General features: G+C 67.8%; 14 protein-coding genes. 7 read left to right on the top strand and 7 right to left on the bottom strand.

The genetic code is table 11. The features are described from left to right. Positions 1-188 precede the first annotated feature (188 nt). Positions 189-1,400 carry a sensor domain-containing diguanylate cyclase gene (locus NPA30_RS04195; protein WP_256801106.1) on the top strand — a complete coding sequence of 404 codons (1,212 nt, stop codon included), beginning with the start codon at positions 189-191 and terminating at the stop codon, positions 1,398-1,400. Between the two features lie 42 nt (positions 1,401-1,442). Here the strand turns inward: NPA30_RS04195 and NPA30_RS04190 are convergent, their stop codons facing one another. Continuing rightward, the gene (locus NPA30_RS04190; protein ID WP_256801105.1) at positions 1,443-1,895 is read right to left on the bottom strand and encodes a DNA polymerase III subunit chi; all 453 of its coding nucleotides are present in this window, start codon (positions 1,893-1,895) and stop codon (positions 1,443-1,445) included. 7 nt (positions 1,896-1,902) lie between these two features. Continuing rightward, positions 1,903-3,393, bottom strand: a complete 1,491-nt coding sequence (locus NPA30_RS04185) for a leucyl aminopeptidase (RefSeq protein WP_256801104.1) — start codon at positions 3,391-3,393, stop codon at positions 1,903-1,905. Positions 3,394-3,663: 270 nt separating this feature from the next. On the opposite strand from NPA30_RS04185, the gene NPA30_RS04180 reads away from it, so the two are divergent. From NPA30_RS04180 to rsmA, 6 genes are all read left to right on the top strand, one after another. Further along, positions 3,664-4,860 (top strand): LptF/LptG family permease, encoded by a 1,197-nt coding sequence (locus tag NPA30_RS04180; RefSeq protein ID WP_256801103.1) that lies wholly within the window; start codon positions 3,664-3,666, stop codon positions 4,858-4,860. Continuing rightward, positions 4,857-5,939 carry an LPS export ABC transporter permease LptG gene (gene lptG, locus NPA30_RS04175; protein WP_256801102.1) on the top strand — a complete coding sequence of 361 codons (1,083 nt, stop codon included), beginning with the start codon at positions 4,857-4,859 and terminating at the stop codon, positions 5,937-5,939. The genes NPA30_RS04180 and lptG overlap by 4 nt, the downstream gene beginning before the upstream one ends. 1 nt (position 5,940) lies before the next feature. Next, positions 5,941-8,361, top strand: coding sequence for an LPS-assembly protein LptD (locus NPA30_RS04170; RefSeq protein WP_256801101.1), 2,421 nt, complete (start codon positions 5,941-5,943; stop codon positions 8,359-8,361). 76 nt (positions 8,362-8,437) lie between these two features. Continuing rightward, positions 8,438-9,379, top strand: coding sequence for a peptidylprolyl isomerase (locus NPA30_RS04165; RefSeq protein WP_256801100.1), 942 nt, complete (start codon positions 8,438-8,440; stop codon positions 9,377-9,379). After that, complete coding sequence (gene pdxA / locus NPA30_RS04160) at positions 9,376-10,425, top strand: 4-hydroxythreonine-4-phosphate dehydrogenase PdxA (RefSeq protein WP_256801099.1); 1,050 nt, start codon at positions 9,376-9,378, stop codon at positions 10,423-10,425. The genes NPA30_RS04165 and pdxA overlap by 4 nt, the downstream gene beginning before the upstream one ends. Continuing rightward, positions 10,422-11,246 carry a 16S rRNA (adenine(1518)-N(6)/adenine(1519)-N(6))-dimethyltransferase RsmA gene (rsmA, locus tag NPA30_RS04155; RefSeq protein WP_256801098.1) on the top strand — a complete coding sequence of 275 codons (825 nt, stop codon included), beginning with the start codon at positions 10,422-10,424 and terminating at the stop codon, positions 11,244-11,246. Before pdxA ends, rsmA begins: the two co-directional genes overlap by 4 nt. On the opposite strand, the gene gmk is transcribed toward rsmA, so the two are convergent. From gmk to NPA30_RS04130, 5 genes are all read right to left on the bottom strand, one after another. After that, positions 11,229-11,927 (bottom strand): guanylate kinase, encoded by a 699-nt coding sequence (gene gmk, locus NPA30_RS04150; RefSeq protein ID WP_256801097.1) that lies wholly within the window; start codon positions 11,925-11,927, stop codon positions 11,229-11,231. The genes rsmA and gmk overlap by 18 nt on opposite strands. After that, positions 11,924-12,811, bottom strand: a complete 888-nt coding sequence (locus tag NPA30_RS04145; RefSeq protein WP_256801096.1) for a YicC/YloC family endoribonuclease — start codon at positions 12,809-12,811, stop codon at positions 11,924-11,926. Before NPA30_RS04145 ends, gmk begins: the two co-directional genes overlap by 4 nt. A 40-nt stretch (positions 12,812-12,851) precedes the next feature. Then, the gene (gene mltG / locus NPA30_RS04140; protein WP_306228764.1) at positions 12,852-13,952 is read right to left on the bottom strand and encodes an endolytic transglycosylase MltG; all 1,101 of its coding nucleotides are present in this window, start codon (positions 13,950-13,952) and stop codon (positions 12,852-12,854) included. A 205-nt stretch (positions 13,953-14,157) separates the two neighbouring features. Then, positions 14,158-15,423: a beta-ketoacyl-ACP synthase II gene (fabF, locus tag NPA30_RS04135; protein WP_256801094.1), complete on the bottom strand. Its 1,266-nt coding sequence runs from the start codon at positions 15,421-15,423 to the stop codon at positions 14,158-14,160. 140 nt (positions 15,424-15,563) lie between these two features. Further along, positions 15,564-15,800 (bottom strand): acyl carrier protein, encoded by a 237-nt coding sequence (locus NPA30_RS04130; RefSeq protein WP_256801093.1) that lies wholly within the window; start codon positions 15,798-15,800, stop codon positions 15,564-15,566. Positions 15,801-15,823: the final 23 nt, after the last annotated feature.

Below are 15,823 nucleotides of genomic sequence, written 5' to 3'. Positions count from 1 at the left end.
ACAAAGCATTAGGTTCTTCATGCCACTTATGGTGGACGAACAACCGCATGCAAGGACGCCGCGTGCTCGCACTCTCGCAATCAGCGGATGTCTCCGTCGGATGCGGGCGGGTATCGCTCCACTGGCACGCCCCCTTCGGCGGTGGGCGTCCTCGAACGCTCGACCCGCTCGGCGTCTGGAGCGACGACTTGCCGCGACGCGATGCGGCCGCCGCGGTCTTCGTCGCCCGCGACGACGTGCGCGGCAGTCTTGCAAGGCTCAGGCTGCTGATCGGCGCATGCGCGGTCATCGTGGTCGTTGCGGACGAGCCGCTCTCGGCCGATGACGTGGACGCGCTGTTCGAGAGCGGCGCGGACGACGTGGCCGCCTCGCTCCAGCCCGACGACCTCGCCCTGGCGCTGCGGCGCGCGGTTCGGCTGGCGCTCGAGCGTACGACCCGTCCTGCGGACGGCGCCGATCTCGCGGCCCAGCGCGGCTTCGTCCAGGCCAGCATCGACAACCTGCCCTCGCCGATCTTCTTCACCGGCTCCGACGGCCGCTATGTCGGCTGCAACAAGGCGTTCGAGCGGCTGATCGGACGACCCTCGGCGCAGATCGTCGGCGCCACCGTCTACGACATCCAGCCGATGAACCTTGCCCGGATCTACGAGCAGGCCGACCAGATCCTGCTGCGCACCGGTGGCACGCAGGTCTACGAGACCCGGGTGCGGTTCGCCGACGGCAGCCTGCGGGACGTCTGCATCCACAAGTCCGCGGTGGCCGGCCCCGACGGCGCGCCCTCCGGTATCGCCGGCGCACTCCTCGACGTCACCGAATACAAGCGGCTGGAATTCCGGCTCAAGGATGCCGCCGACCGGGATCCGCTGACCCAGGCCTTCAACCGCCGCAAGTTCATGGAGTTGGCCGCGGCGCTGGAACGCTCGGTGCAGGAGACCCGCCAGCCGCTCTCGGTCCTCGTCATGGACCTCGACCACTTCAAGAGCATCAACGACGCCTACGGACACGCGGCGGGCGACATCGTCCTGTGCGGCTTCGTGGACGTGCTGCGCAGCGAGATCGGCAAGGACAACATGTTCGCGCGCGCCGGCGGCGAGGAGTTCTACGCCCTCTGCCCCGGCAGCACGGTCGAGGCGGCGGCCGCGATCGCCGAGCGGCTGCGGGCGAAGTTCGAAGCGCTTGGATTCGCCTGGGAGGGCACGACGATCAAGGCGACCGCGAGCTTCGGCGCGGCGGAACTGCGGGTCGGCAACGAGACGATCCTGCAGGCGGTGAGCCGGGCCGACCGCGCGCTGTACCAGTCGAAGCGTGCGGGCCGGAACAAGGTGCACGTGGCGAGCGCCGCGTCGGCTGGCGACGGCCCGCACCTCTCCACCCACGGCGCATCCACCGACACACTCTGAAGCCATCCAGCCTCCGACCCGGCCGTTGGCCGGGCCGTGCATTCAGGCCTTGCGCACCCAGCGACGGTCCTCGGTCTGCTGCCAGTAGGTGACGACATGCCCGGCGCCCCTTTCGGCGGTCCAGCGCTTGCGCGCCGCCTCGACCTGGCTGTCGTCGTGGCCGTCGAACAGGTAGACGCCGCGCTCGTAGCCCTCGAGCGAGTCCGGCACCGCGCCCTCCAGCATGAACCGGACGTTCGGCTGGTTCGCGCGCTGGTCGGGTGAGACGGTCAGCAGCACCGGCTGCAGTGCGGCGTTCGCCTCCGCGTCCGTGCCGTGCGGCAGGAAGGCGTCGTCCCTGAACACCCAAAGATGGTGGTCGAGTGCATCGCGGCGCTCCTCCGAGGCCAGTTGGACGACCGCGCGCCATCCCCGTGCGAGGCTGCGTGCGAGGAGATCCGGAAGTGCGTCCTCCAGCCGGCTTTCGGTGAGATGATAAAACAGCACCTCCGCCATGACGGGATCAGCGGGTCTCGTAGTGGTCCGTCACGAGACGGTCGAGCAGCCGGACCCCGAAGCCCGAACCCCAGGACTGGTTGTACTCGTTCGCCGGCGAGCCCATCGCGGTGCCGGCGATGTCGAGATGGGCCCAGGCCACCGTGTTCACGAAGCGCTGAAGGAACTGAGCGGCGGTGATGGATCCGGCCGCGCGCCCGGCGCCGACATTCTTGATGTCGGCGAACTTGCCCTCGATCAGCTTGTCGTATTCGGGCCCGAGCGGCATGCGCCAAACCTTCTCCCCCGTTACCCGGCCAGCCGCAGCCAGCCGCTCCGATAGCTCGTCGTCGTTGGAGAAGAGGCCGGCGTGATGGTTGCCGAGCGCGACGATGATGGCCCCGGTGAGGGTCGCGAGATTGATCATGAAGCGCGGCTTGAAGCGGTCCTGGCAGTACCAGAGCGCGTCGGCGAGCACGAGGCGACCTTCCGCATCGGTGTTGTTGACCTCGATCGTGGTCCCCGACATCGCCTTGACGATGTCGCCCGGCCGCTGCGCGTTGCCGTCGACGGCGTTCTCGACCAGCCCGACGATGCCGATCGCGTTGACCTTGGCCTTGCGGCCGGCGAGGGCCAGCATGAGACCGGACACGGCGGCTGCGCCGCCCATGTCGCCCTTCATGTCCTCCATGCCGGCGGCCGGCTTGATGGACACGCCGCCGGTGTCGAAGACGACACCCTTGCCGATGAAGGCCACCGGCGCCGCGTCGCCCTCAGCGCCATTCCAGCGCATGACCACGAGCCGCGGCGGACGCGGCGATCCCTGCGCCACCCCGAGGAGCGCGTTCATCCCGAGAGCGCGCATCTCGGCCTCGGTCAACACCTCGACCTCGACGCCCTGCTTCGACAGCTCCGTCAGACGGTCGGCGAACTCGACCGGTCCCAGCACGTTGGCCGGCTCGTTGACGAGATCGCGCGCCAGCGCGACGCCATCGGCGACTGCGGCGGCGGTGGCCAGGTGACCCCTCGCCGCCTCTGGATCGGCGAGCGCCAGCGAGACGCTGTCGGCCTGCGCGTCCGATTCGTCTTCGCTCTTCACCGACTTGTAGGCGTCGAAGCTGTAGGACCGCATCTGCAGGCCCTGCGCGAACCATGCCGCCTCCGCCGCGCCGACCGATCCGGCCGCGCGGTCGAGCCAGACGGTGACCGCTCCGGCGCCCTTCACCCGCCCGGCGACGGCACCGCCGAGCTTCAGCCAGTCCTCTTCGGCGAGCGGCTTGTCGGCATCGAGCCCGATCACCAGGATCCTGTCCGGACCGATGCCCTCGGGCGCGAGGAGATCCATCACCGCCAGCGACTTGCCCTTGAACTTGTAGGCTGACCCGGCGCGCGCGACGTGACTGCGCACGGCTTCGGGCAGCGACGCGGCGGTGGCGGCATCCGCGCCGGCGAGGACCACGAGGGTGCCGGTCCGCGGCATCTGCAGGGGCACGAGAGAGAGGGACGGAAGGGCCGGCATCATTTCTCCATCGGGATCTGTCGCATCGATGTCACCACGGACGTCGCCATCTTGTGTAAGTGACGCGCCCGGCGATGCAAACCGGCATCGTAGATGGAAAGTCACACTCCGCCGGCAAGAGCGCTAACCGGTTGTTAACCGCGCCTCTTCGCCCTTCTTTAGCCAAGCTGTTTCAGTGTAGGCTAAGCATGGGCCTTCTCGTGCGGGGCCGCACCCGAAGGGCCGTGCCTCTCGGCCTCCAACCGTCAAGTGTGGAACGTCAGCCCGCGGATGAGCCTCCTCGAACGATACATCTTCCGGCGGGCGGCCCTCTACTGCGTCAGCTCGCTGGCGTCGCTGGTGCTCATCGTGTGGATCGTCCAGGCGCTGCAGCGGATCGACATCGTGCGCACCAGCGCTTCGGCCGCCGGCAACATCTTCTGGATCGCGCTGATGCTGCTGCCCAATCTGGCGGCCGGCGTGCTTCCCTTTGCCGTGCTGATCGGTTCGATCCAGGCGCTGAACGCGCTCAACGGGGATTCCGAACGCGCCGTCATCGCCGCAGCCGGTGCGCCGCGGTGGACGGTGATCAAGCCGGTCCTGTATCTCGGGCTGGCGGCCGCCGCGGCGATCCTCATCAATTCGCACGTCATCGGCCCGCTCGCGCAGAAGTCCTTCTTCACGGGGCTGCGCGGGGTCAACGCCGACGCGATCACGCTGTTTCTGCAGCCGGGCCGCTTCGAGCGGGTCCAGGACGGGCTGGTGATCAGCATCGGCAATGCCCGCGGCTCGCAGATCGACAGCCTGTTCATCTCGGACCGGCGCGATCCGCAGCTCGACCTCACCTATTTCGCCAAGAGCGCGCAGATCGTGCAGCGCGAAGGCCAGTCCTTCCTGATGCTGTTCGACGGGCAGCTGCACCGCCAGTCGAAGACGGACGGCTCGGTCTCCATCATCCAGTTCCACACCTACGCCTTCGATCTCGCCGACCTGCAGCCGAGCAATGGCGGCGACTGGATCCGCACGTCCGAGCGGTCGACGAGCGACCTCCTGGCCCCAAATCCGAACGACCGCGACTATCAGCGCCGCCCCTATGACTTCGCCAAGGAGATCGTGCAGCGCTTCTCGGACTGGCTCTATCCCATCGCCTTCGCGCTCTGGGCCCTCGTGGTGGCCGGACAACCGCGCACGCATCGCCAGAGCTCCGGCTGGACCACCGGCGTCGGCCTTTGCGGGGCGCTCGCCTTGAAGGCTTCCGGCTTCGTGGCGATTTCGCTGATCAACGCGAACGCGCAGCCGGTCTGGCTGGTCTACGCCCTGCCGATCGCCTCGATCGTCTCGAGCGCGGTGCTGCTGGTGCTCAACGTCGACCTGGCGCGCGTCGCCCCGCTGGCGCGTCTCGGCGACGGACTGCGTCGCCTCGGCCAGCGGATGCGGCCCTCGCTAGCGGCGGCCGATGCCGGCCACGGTCCGGGAGGGCGGACTTGAACGCCACCCTCAACGGCTACTTCTTCCGCCGCTTCGTCTCGAGCGTCTTCTCGACGCTCGTCGCGATCTTCGCGCTCGTCTATCTGATCGACATGATCGAGGTGGGTCGTCGCGGCCAGTTCGCCGATCTCAGCTTCTCCGTCGCCGCGCTGCTGTCGGCCTTGCGGGTGCCGTCATTCGTGGAACAGGCCTTCCCGTTCATCATCCTCTTCTCCTCGATCTTCACGCTGCTCTCGCTCAACCGCAGACTGGAGCTCGTGGTCGCACGCGCCGCCGGCGTGTCCGTCTGGCAGATCGTCGCTCCGTTCGTGGCGGCATCCGCGCTGATCGGCGTCTTTGCCGTCTGCGTCTACAATCCGCTCGCAGCTGCGGCCATCGCCAAGGGGGCGGAGCTCGAAACCCGCATCACCAGCGGCGGTCACGTGGAAAGCAGCTCGGACCGGATCCCGTGGCTGCGCCAGTCCGCCGACGGGGTCGAATCGATCCTCGGGGCAAGGGCGATCTCGAAGGGCGGCCTCGAGCTCGCCGGCGTCACGGCCTACGTGATCGGCGACAACGGCACGGTGCGCGAGCGGATCGATGCACCGCAAGCCGACCTGATCGAGCACAGCTGGGTGATGGAAAACGCCGTCGTCACGCGCATCGGATTCTCGCCCGACCCGCCGAAGACGATCGAGCTGCCGACGACGCTCAAGCCGGAATATGTGGAAGAGCGTCTCGCCAATCCCGACAGCATCCCGCTCTGGCAGCTGCACTCGAAAATTCAGGCGGCGCGCAGCCTCGGCTACAACGCCGACGCTTTTGCCATGCAATACAACACCTTGCTGGCCCGTCCTGCACTGTTCGTTGCGATGACGCTGCTCGCGGCGACGGTATCGGTCAAGTTTGCCAGAACCGGCCAGTCTGGTAGGACCATCATCGGCGGAATCACGGCTGGCTTCGTGCTATACGTTGTCACCTTTCTGGCGCAGGCATTGGGTAGCAATGCGATCATCCCACCGGTGATCGCAGCATGGTTTCCGGCGGTGGCAGCAGGGCTGTTTGGGGTAACGGCACTGCTGTATCAGGAGGATGGTTAGTATGAGAGCGAGGGGGACCTCTCGCCGCGGGACCCGTTCTCCCGCGCGATCGGCCGCGCATCTCGCCGGCACGCTGGCGGTCGTCCTGGTGACGCTCGCCCTGCCCGCGCACGCGCAGCCGAGCGTGACGAATTTCGGGTCGAACGTCGATGTGCCGAAAGACGCACAGATGTTCCTCGAAGCCGACACGGTGACTTACGACAGCGACACCGGCATCGTCACCGCGTCGGGCGGCGTGCAGATCGACTATGGCGGCTACAAGCTCGTCTCGCGCGAGGTGACCTACAACCAGAAGACCAAGCGGCTTTTCGCGCGCGGCGACGTGCAGATGCAGCAGCCCGACGGCAACAAGGTCTACGCCGACGTGGCCGACATCAGCGATGATTTCGCCGATGGCTTCGTCAAGGCGCTGCGCATCGAGACCCCGGAGAACACCCGTTTCGCCGCCGCGACCGGCGTGCGCCAGTCCGGCAGCGTCACGTCGTTCGAGCAGGGTGTCTACACCGCCTGCGAGTCCTGCCGGGAACACCCCGAGCGCGCGCCGCTGTGGCAGGTCAAGGCCCGGCGGATCGTCTGGAACCAGCAGGAAAAGGTCGTGCGCTACTACGGCGCGCGCTTCGAGTTCTTCGGCGCCCCGATCGCGTACCTGCCGTACTTCCAGTCGCCCGACCCGACGGTGAAGCGCAAGAGCGGCTTCCTCGCGCCCACCTACCGGCAGTCCAAGAAGCTCGGCTTCGGCGTCAAGGTGCCGTATTTCTGGGCGCTGTCGGACAGCCTCGACGCGACGATCACCCCCACCTACTTCACCCGCCAGGGTCTCCTCGGCGAAGTCGAGGTGCGACAGGCCTTCGAGAACGGCTACTACACGCTGAAGCTCGCCGGCATCGACCAGCGCGAGCCGGACGCGTTCCTCAGCGACGGCGGGACCGTCGACACCCCGAGTTCCACCTCCGACTCGCGCGGCATGATCGGCACCACCGGCCGCTTCGAGATCAATCCGAACTGGACGTTCGGCTGGAACATCCTCGCCCAGACGGACGAGAACTTCTCGCAGGTCTACGCGATCGAGGGCTTCGACCAGACCTATCACACCTCGGAGATCTACCTCACCGGGCTCGGCGACAGGAGCTTCTTCGACCTGCGCGGCCAGAAGTTCGAAATCCAGAGCAAGAGCGGGACGGAAGAGAACTACCAGCCGATCGTCACGCCGACGCTGGACTACGAGTACATCGACCAGAACCCCGTGTTCGGCGGCGAGGCCGGCCTGGTGGCCAACGCCGTGCATCTGTCGCGCGGCGATGCAGCCCTGTCAGCCGTGTGCTCGTCGCCTGAATTCTACGTCAATGCGCAATGCTCGGTGCCTACGGATATCTACCGGTACACTGGTCTTGAAGGCGACTACACGCGCGCCTCGGCACGCGCCTACTGGCAGCGCGCCTTCACGACGGACGCCGGCCTGGTGATCACCCCGGGAGCCTCGCTGCGCGGTGATGTCTACAGTTCGAGCATGGATTTCGACGACCTTCCTAAAGATCCGACACGAGATCTGGATCCCGACGGATCGGGTGGCCGCGTCATGCCGACAGGCTCGCTGCTGGTGCGCTATCCGTGGCTGCTGCAGTCGCCGCACAGTTCGCAGGTCATCGAGCCGATCGCGCAACTGCTGGTGCGGCCGAACGAGATGCAGGTCGGACAGCTGCCGAACGAGGATGCGCAGAGCCTCGTCTTCAACACCTCGAACCTCTTCAGCGAGGACAAGTTCTCCGGCTTCGACCGGGTCGAGGGTGGCACCCGCCTGAACGTCGGCCTGAAGTATGTCGGGACCCTCGACACCGGCTACACGCTTGACGCGATGTTCGGCCAATCCTACCATCTCTTCGGCGAGAACTCCTTCGCCCAGACCGACGACTTCGCCCTGGTCGGCTATGACTCCGGTCTGGAGACGGACGTGTCCGACTATGTCGGCAGCCTGGCGCTCACCCTGCCGATCGGACTGACGCTCGGGACCCAGGGGCGTTTCGACGAGGAAAGCTTCGAGAACCGGCGCACCGACGTCAGCGCCACGTATGGCAGCAGCCGCTTCAGCGCCGGTCTCACCTATTCCTTCATCGGCGCCCAGCCGATCTACGGCGTCCCCGTCGACCGCCGGCAGATCAACGTCAGCGGCAACCTGAAGCTCACCGACAACTGGAGCGCGTTCGGCGGGCTCGGCTACGACCTCGAGAACGACGCGATCATCAACCGCTCCTTCGGTGTCGGCTATGCCGACGAATGCTTCACCTTGACGGCGACGTACCAGGAGACGAACGATCGCTATCAGCAGACCGAGGCGGAAACGACGCTGCTCTTCACCATCGGCCTTCGCACCATCGCCGACACGAAGTACAGCTACGACCTGAACAAGAAAGAGAACGGCAGCTGATCCATCACGCTTTCGCCAAGAGCGCCCGCTATCGAGCGCCCAGGATCATGCTCGAAGGATCGGACGGAGCCCATCGATGACCCCACGCAGTTTGTTCATCCGGTCCGCCGTCGCGGTCGCGCTGGCGGCCGCGGCCGTCGCGGCCGGGCCGGTCGCGGGTGGTCCGGCTCTGGCGGCGTCCTCGGTGAAGGTCGCGGTCAACCGCGAGCCGATCACCAGCTACCAGATCCAGCTGCGGGCCGCCTTCCTGAGGCTGCGGCACGTCAAGGGCGACCTCCAGCAGGCGGCGACCGACGAGCTGATCGACGAGGCGCTGAAGAAGCAGGAGATCCGGCGGCGCGGCATCCAGGTGCCGGACGCGATGGTGGACGAGGCGTTCCAGAAATTCGCCTCCGACAACAAGCTGACCCCGGCGCAGCTCTCCGAGATCCTGTCGCGTGCCGGTTTCTCGGCGGATGCCTTCAAGGATTATATCCGCGTGCAGATCGGCTGGGGCCAGGCCGTGCAGGCCAACATGCGCCAGCGCGACCGCCTGTCGGATCAGGACGTGGTGCAGCGCATGCTCGCCAATGGCGGCGAGAAGCCGAGCACCACCGAATACACGCTGCAGCAGGTGATCTTCGTCATCCCGGATGCGGAGAAGAAGGCCAAGACCCCGCAGCGCACAGCGGAGGCCAATGGCCTGCGGCAGCGCTTCCGCGGCTGCGACTCCACCTATGACGTCGCCAAGGGTCTCATCGACGTCACCGTGCGCGATCTCGGCCGCGTCGCCCAACCGGAGCTGCCGCCGCGCTGGAAGGACGACATCGTCAAGCTGAACCCGGGCCAGACCACTCCGGTGAAGCCGACCGAGCGCGGCGTCGAGTTCATTGCCGTCTGCGACAGCCGCACCGTGTCCGACGACGTCGCGGCCAAGCTCGTGTTCCAGGCGCGCGACCTCGAGAAGCTGGGGCAGGAAGAGCCCGACAAGGACTTTCTGAAGCAGCTGCGCGACAAGGCGCGGATCGTGAAGAAGTGACGTCCCCCGCAGGCGCATCAGGCCTGCTCGCGGTCACGGTCGGCGAGCCGTCGGGCATCGGCGCCGACGTCACCCTTGCGGCCTTCGCCGCGCGCGACACGCGTTCGCTGCCGCCCTTCGTGATGCTGGCCGATCCGGCCATGCTCCGAGGCCGCGCGGACCGGCTCGGGCTCGACATCCGACTGATCGAGATCGGTCCGCTCGAAGAGGCGGTCGGCGCGTTCCAGGATGGCGTGCTCCCCGTGCTGCGGCTGCAAAACCATCAGGTCGAAGGCCCCGGGCGCATCGATCCGGCCAACGCCGCCGGCACGATCGAGGCGATCGATCGCGCCGTCGCTCTTGCCTTGCGCGGCGAGGTGAGTGGCGTCGTCACCAATCCGATCGACAAGAAGGCGCTCTACGACGCCGGCTTCCGTCATCCCGGCCACACCGAATACCTCGCCGAGCTCTGCGCCCGTGCGGGCGGCGATCCGGTGCTGCCGGTCATGCTCCTGACGGGACCCGAACTCGCCTGCGTGCCCGTCACCATCCACATCCCGCTCGCCGAGGTGCCGAAGCAGCTGACGCGCGAGCTGATCATCGAGACCGGCCGCATCACCGCCCGCGACCTCGTCGCCCGCTTCGGCCTCGCGGCCCCCCGCCTCGCCGTCTCGGGCCTCAACCCGCATGCCGGGGAGCGCGGCGCGATGGGGCGCGAGGACGAGACGGTGATCCGTCCGGCGGTGGAGGCCCTGCGGGCGATGGACATCGACGCGGTCGGGCCGCTGCCGGCGGACACGATGTTCCACCGCCAGGCGCGCGAGCGCTACGACGTCGCGCTCTGCATGTATCACGACCAGGCGCTGATTCCGGCCAAGACGCTCGCCTTCGACGAGACGGTGAACTGCACCCTCGGCCTGCCGATCATCCGCACCTCGCCGGACCACGGCACGGCCGCCGACATTGCCGGCACGGGCCGGGCGCGGCCGGACAGCTTCGTCGCCGCGCTCCGGCTCGCGGCCCGCATGGCCGCCGGCGGCCGAGCCACGGCATCCGCCGAAGCGTGAGCGCCATCGACGATCTGCCGCCGCTACGCGAGGTGATGGCCGCCTTCGGCCTCGACCCTAAGAAGGCGCTCGGCCAGAACTTCCTTCTCGACCTCAACCTGACGGCCAAGATCGCAAGGCAGGCGGCCCCGCTCGAGGGGGCGACGGTCGTCGAAGTCGGCCCCGGCCCCGGCGGGCTGACGCGCGCGCTGCTCGCAACCGGCGCGGCACGGGTGATCGCGATCGAAAAGGACCGGCGCTGCCTGCCCGCGCTGGAGGCGATCGTGGCGCGTTACCCGGGCCGGCTCGATATCGTTTCGGCCGACGCGCTGACGGTCGACCTGCGAGCGCTCGCGGGAGGGCCGGTGAAGATCGTCGCCAACCTCCCCTACAATGTCGGCACCCAGCTTCTCCTGAACTGGCTGACGGTGCCGGACTGGCCGCCTGGCTGGAGCGACCTGACGCTGATGTTCCAGCGCGAGGTGGCCGAGCGCATCGTCGCCGCACCGGCCACCGACCACTATGGCCGCCTGGGCGTCCTGACAGGCTGGCGCACCCGCGCCCGCATCGCCTTCGACGTGCCGCCGCAGGCCTTCACGCCGCCGCCCAAGGTCACGTCCTCGGTGGTGCGGATCGAGCCGCTGGCCGAGCCGCTGCCCGCGCCGCTCGCCGGGCTGGAGCGGATCACCGCCGCCGCCTTCGGCCAGCGCCGCAAGATGCTGCGCCAGAGCCTCAAGGCCCTCGGCGGGGCGACGCTGCTGGAGAAGGCCGGCATCGACCCGCAGCGCCGGGCCGAGACGCTGGAGGTCGCCGAGTTCGTCCGGCTAGCGAACTGTCTCTGAAGTCCCGACAGCCAGTCCCTCGCCCTCTTCGCTTAGAAGGCTCGACACGAAGTCGAAGAGACCCGGCCGCCGGTCGCGGCGCAACCGCTCGGCCGCCACGATCGAGCGCACCGCCTGGAAGGCGCGGTCGAGGTCGTCGTTGACGACGACATAGTCGTAGTCGCTCCAGCGCTCGATCTCGAGCTTGGCATTCTTCATGCGCGTCGCGATCGTATCGCGCGAATCCTCGGCGCGGCGCAGGAGCCGCGCCTTCAGCTCCTGCATCGAGGGCGGCAGGATGAAGACCGAAACGATGTCGGCCTTCGCCTTCTCCTGCAGCTGCCGCGCCCCCTGCCAGTCGATGTCGAACAGCATGTCCCGGCCGGCGCGCATCGCAAGCTCGGCCGGCTCGCGCGGCGTCCCATAGAGGTTGCCGTGCACCTCGGCCCATTCGAGCAGCGCATCGCTCGACCGCAGTCGCTCGAACTCGGCCGGCGTCACGAAGTGGTAGTGCACGCCCTCGATCTCGCTGGCGCGCTTCTTGCGCGTCGTGACGCTCACCGACAGGGCGAAGGTGGGATCGGACTCGAGCAGGTTGCGGGCGATCGTGGACTTGCCCGCACCCGACGGCGAGGACAGGACCAGCATCAGTCCGCGGCGCGGAATGGTGATGACCGACGGGGTGTCGTAGGACGACCTCATTCGAGATTTTGTACCTGTTCGCGAAACTGGTCCACCACGACCTTCATCTCGACGCCGATGGCCGTGAGCGAGGCGGCATTGGATTTCGAGCAGATCGTATTCGATTCGCGATTGAATTCCTGTGACAAAAAGTCGAGGCGCCGGCCGATCGGACCGCCGCTCGACAGCAGCGCGGCCGCCGCGTCGAGGTGGGTGCGCAGGCGATCGAGTTCCTCGCGGATGTCGGCCCTGGTGGCGAGGAGCGCGACCTCGGCGTGGAGCCGCTGATCGTCGAGACCCTCGGCCGCCTGGAGGATCTCCGCGACCTGGGCGGCGAGGCGCGCCCGGATGGTCTGCGGACGGCGGGCGGGATCGGCCTCGGCACGCATGACGAGGTCGTGCAGCTCGGCGATCCGCTGATCGAGGATCGCCTTCAACGCAGCGCCCTCCTCCCGTCGCGCTTCGCACAAACGCTCGAGCGCCTCGCCGAAACGGGCAAGCGCGAGTTCGTGACGCTCCGCCAGTGCCTCGGCGCCGACACTCGAGTCGGCGACGTCGATGACGCCGCGGATGGCGAGAAGCCCGTCGGCCGTCGGCGGTGCGGCATGGCCCCCATCCACCAGCCGGCGGGTCAGGGCGAGCATCTGCTCGAGCATCGCCTCGTTCAGCGAGAAGTCCGGCCGCTCCTCACCCCGTCGCACCTGAAGCGAAATCTGCACGTTCCCGCGCGTGAGCCGTGCGGCGGCCAGGCGGCGAACCTCGGACTCGATCGCCTCGAAGCCCTGCGGCAGACGGATCTTGAGATCGAGCCCCTTGCCGTTGACCGAGCGCAGCTCCCAGACGAACGAAACATCGTCGGCGCCGCCTTCGCAGCGGGCGAAGCCGGTCATGCTCGCGACGCTCATCGCCAGAGCCTCCGGGCGGTCTGGTGGGGCACGGCGCGGATCATTGCGCCGGCGCCGCGTCGTCTGCGGCACCGGCGTCGTCCTGGCGTTCGCGCTGGCGCAGCCGTCGGACATTGGCGTTGTGCTCGTCGAGGCTGGCGGAGAAGGCATGGCCGCCGCTGCCGTCGGCGACGAAATAGATGTCGTCGCTCTTCATCGGCTTGGCCACCGCCTCCAGCGCCGCCCGTCCCGGATTGGCAATCGGTCCCGGCGGCAGGCCCTTGATGACGTAGGTGTTGTAGGGCGTGTCGCTCTTGATGTGCGACTGACGGATCGGCTCGTCCGCCGGCTTTCCGTCGCCGCCCCAGATGCCGTAGATGATCGTCGGGTCGGACTGCAGCCGCATTCCCTTGCGCAGCCGGTTGATGAAGACCGATGCGACGTGCGGGCGCTCCTCGGGAACGCCCGTTTCCTTCTCGACGATGGAGGCCAGCGTGACGAACTGGTTCTCGTCCTTCAGCGGCAGGTCGGGCGCCCGTTGCTTCCAGATCTCGTCGACGAGGCTCGCCTGAGCCGACTTCATCTGCGCCACGAGATCGGCTCGGCTGAGGCCCCGCGTGAACTTGTAGGTTTCCGGCCGCAGCGATCCCTCGGACGGCATCGCCGGCAGATTGCCGGTGAGCGTTTCCTCGCTCGACAGCCGGTCGAAGACCTGCTTGACCGTCCAGCCCTCGGGGATCGTGACGCTGTGCAGGATCGAGTTGCCACTGCGGATGGTGTCCATCACCTCGCGCATGCTGACGCCCGGCTGGAAGCCGTATTCGCCGGCCTTCAGGTCGCCGGCCGCACCGGCCAGCTGCACGCCCTTGGTGAAGATCCAGCTGTTGGAGACGATGCCCGCGCTCTCGAGGCCGGCAGCGATCGATTGCAGGCCGGCGCTCTTCGGAACCAGATAGGTCGTCTCTTCCGTCAAGGGACCGCGGCCCTCGAAGGTGCTCTTGCTCCAGTAGGCCACCGCGCCGGCGCCGAGCACCGCCACGAAGGCCAAGGTGAAGAGGAAGTTGATGAAGACGATGACGAAGCTGCGGGCACTGCGCGAGCGTCTTGTCGGCTGCGGCACCGCCTTGGGGCGCAACGCCTCGCGGGCCGACTGCGGCGCCATCCGGTGCTGCGACCGGTCGTCGTCCGTCTCAGGATCCGTCACGCTTCACCCCTCGTGCGTTCGAGCCTGAACAAACAAGCAGAGCCCCGGCAGAACCCACGCCTGCGCCGCTGACACAGCGACGACGATCGTCTGCCATGGCCTCCCGGCGCTCGACGAAGCACCACGCTTTTGTGGCGAAATCGGTTCGTACGGCGCCTGCGACCTAGGCGTCCACCCGCCGCAACACCAGCGAGGCATTGGTGCCGCCGAAGCCGAACGAGTTCGACAGCGCCACGTCGATCCGCTTCTCGCGCTTGACGTGCGGGACGAGATCGATCGGCGTCTCCACCGACGGGTTGTCGAGATTGAGCGTCGGCGGCGCGACGTTGTCGCGGATGGCGAGCGTGGAGAAGATCGCCTCGACCGCGCCCGCAGCGCCGAGGAGGTGGCCCGTCGCCGACTTGGTGGAGGACATCGTGATGCCGGACGCCGCCTCGCCCACGAGGCGCTCGATCGCCCGCAGTTCGATCTCGTCACCAAGCGGCGTCGAGGTGCCGTGCGCGTTGATGTAGTCGATCTCCTCCGGCCGGATGCCGGCCCGCTTCAACGCCGCCGTCATGCAGCGATAGGCGCCGTCGCCGTCCTCGGCCGGAGCGGTGATGTGATAGGCGTCGCCCGACAGGCCGTAGCCGATGATCTCGGCATAGATCTTGGCGCCGCGTCGGAGTGCATGCTCGTAGTCCTCGAGCACGACGATGCCCGCACCCTCACCCATGACGAAGCCGTCGCGATCGCGGTCGTAGGGCCGCGAGGCGCGCTGCGGCGCGTCGTTGAAGTGGGTCGAAAGGGCCTTGCAGGCCGCAAAGCCTGCCAGCGACAGGCGGCACACCGGCGACTCGGCGCCGCCGGCGACCATCACGTCGGCATCGCCGAGCGCGATCAGCCGCGCCGCGTCCCCGATGGCGTGCGCACCGGTCGAGCAGGCCGTCACCACCGAATGGTTCGGGCCCTTCAGGCCGTTGCGGATCGAGACGTGGCCGGAGGCAAGATTGATCAGGCTGCCCGGGATGAAGAACGGGCTGACGCGGCGCGGCCCCTTCTCGGCGAGGATGAGGGAGGTGCGCTCGATGCCCTGCAGGCCGCCGATGCCCGAGCCGATCAGAACGCCCGAGGCGATCTGGTCCTCGTAGCTCTCCGGATGCCAGTTTGCGTCGTCGAGCGCCTCGGCCGCAGCCGCGACCGCATAGATGATGAAGTCGTCGACCTTGCGCTGCTCCTTCGGCTCCATCCAGAGGTCCGGATCGAAGGTGCCGTCGCTGCCGTCGCCGCGCGGGATCTGGCAGGCGACCTGACAGGCCAGGTCCGAGGTCTCGAAGCTCTCGACCTTGCCGGCGCCGCTGACGCCGGCGATGAGGCGCTGCCAACTCGTATCGGCGCCGACCCCGAGGGGGCTGACCATGCCGATGCCGGTGATCACAACTCGTCTCATGCCATACTCTTCTGGGCATTGCCCCGCGCCGTTCGAAGGCGACGGGCGGGATCGATGCGTCTCCTGAAACGGTCAGCGCGGATCGTCACCGCGCGCCGTGAGGCCCGGCTGCCGCCCGAAAGCGGCGCGCCGGCGCCGGATCAGGACTGGTTCTTCTCGATGAAGCGGACAGCGTCGCCGACCGTCAGGATGGTCTCGGCGGCATCGTCCGGAATCTCGACGCCGAATTCCTCTTCGAACGCCATCACGAGCTCGACCGTGTCCAGGCTGTCGGCGCCGAGATCGTCGATGAAGCTGGCGTTCTCGGTGACCTTCTCCTGCTCGACGCCGAGATGCTCGACGACGATCTTCTTCACCCGTTCAGCGGTATCGCTCATTGTTTGTCCTCTACCGGATTGGC

Origin of the sequence: Mangrovibrevibacter kandeliae, from assembly GCF_024519155.1 — a bacterium.
GTDB lineage: Bacteria > Pseudomonadota > Alphaproteobacteria > Rhizobiales > Rhizobiaceae > Mangrovibrevibacter > Mangrovibrevibacter kandeliae.
Note: the sequence above shows the minus strand (reverse complement) of the source record. Positions and strands in the feature narration are given on the sequence as shown.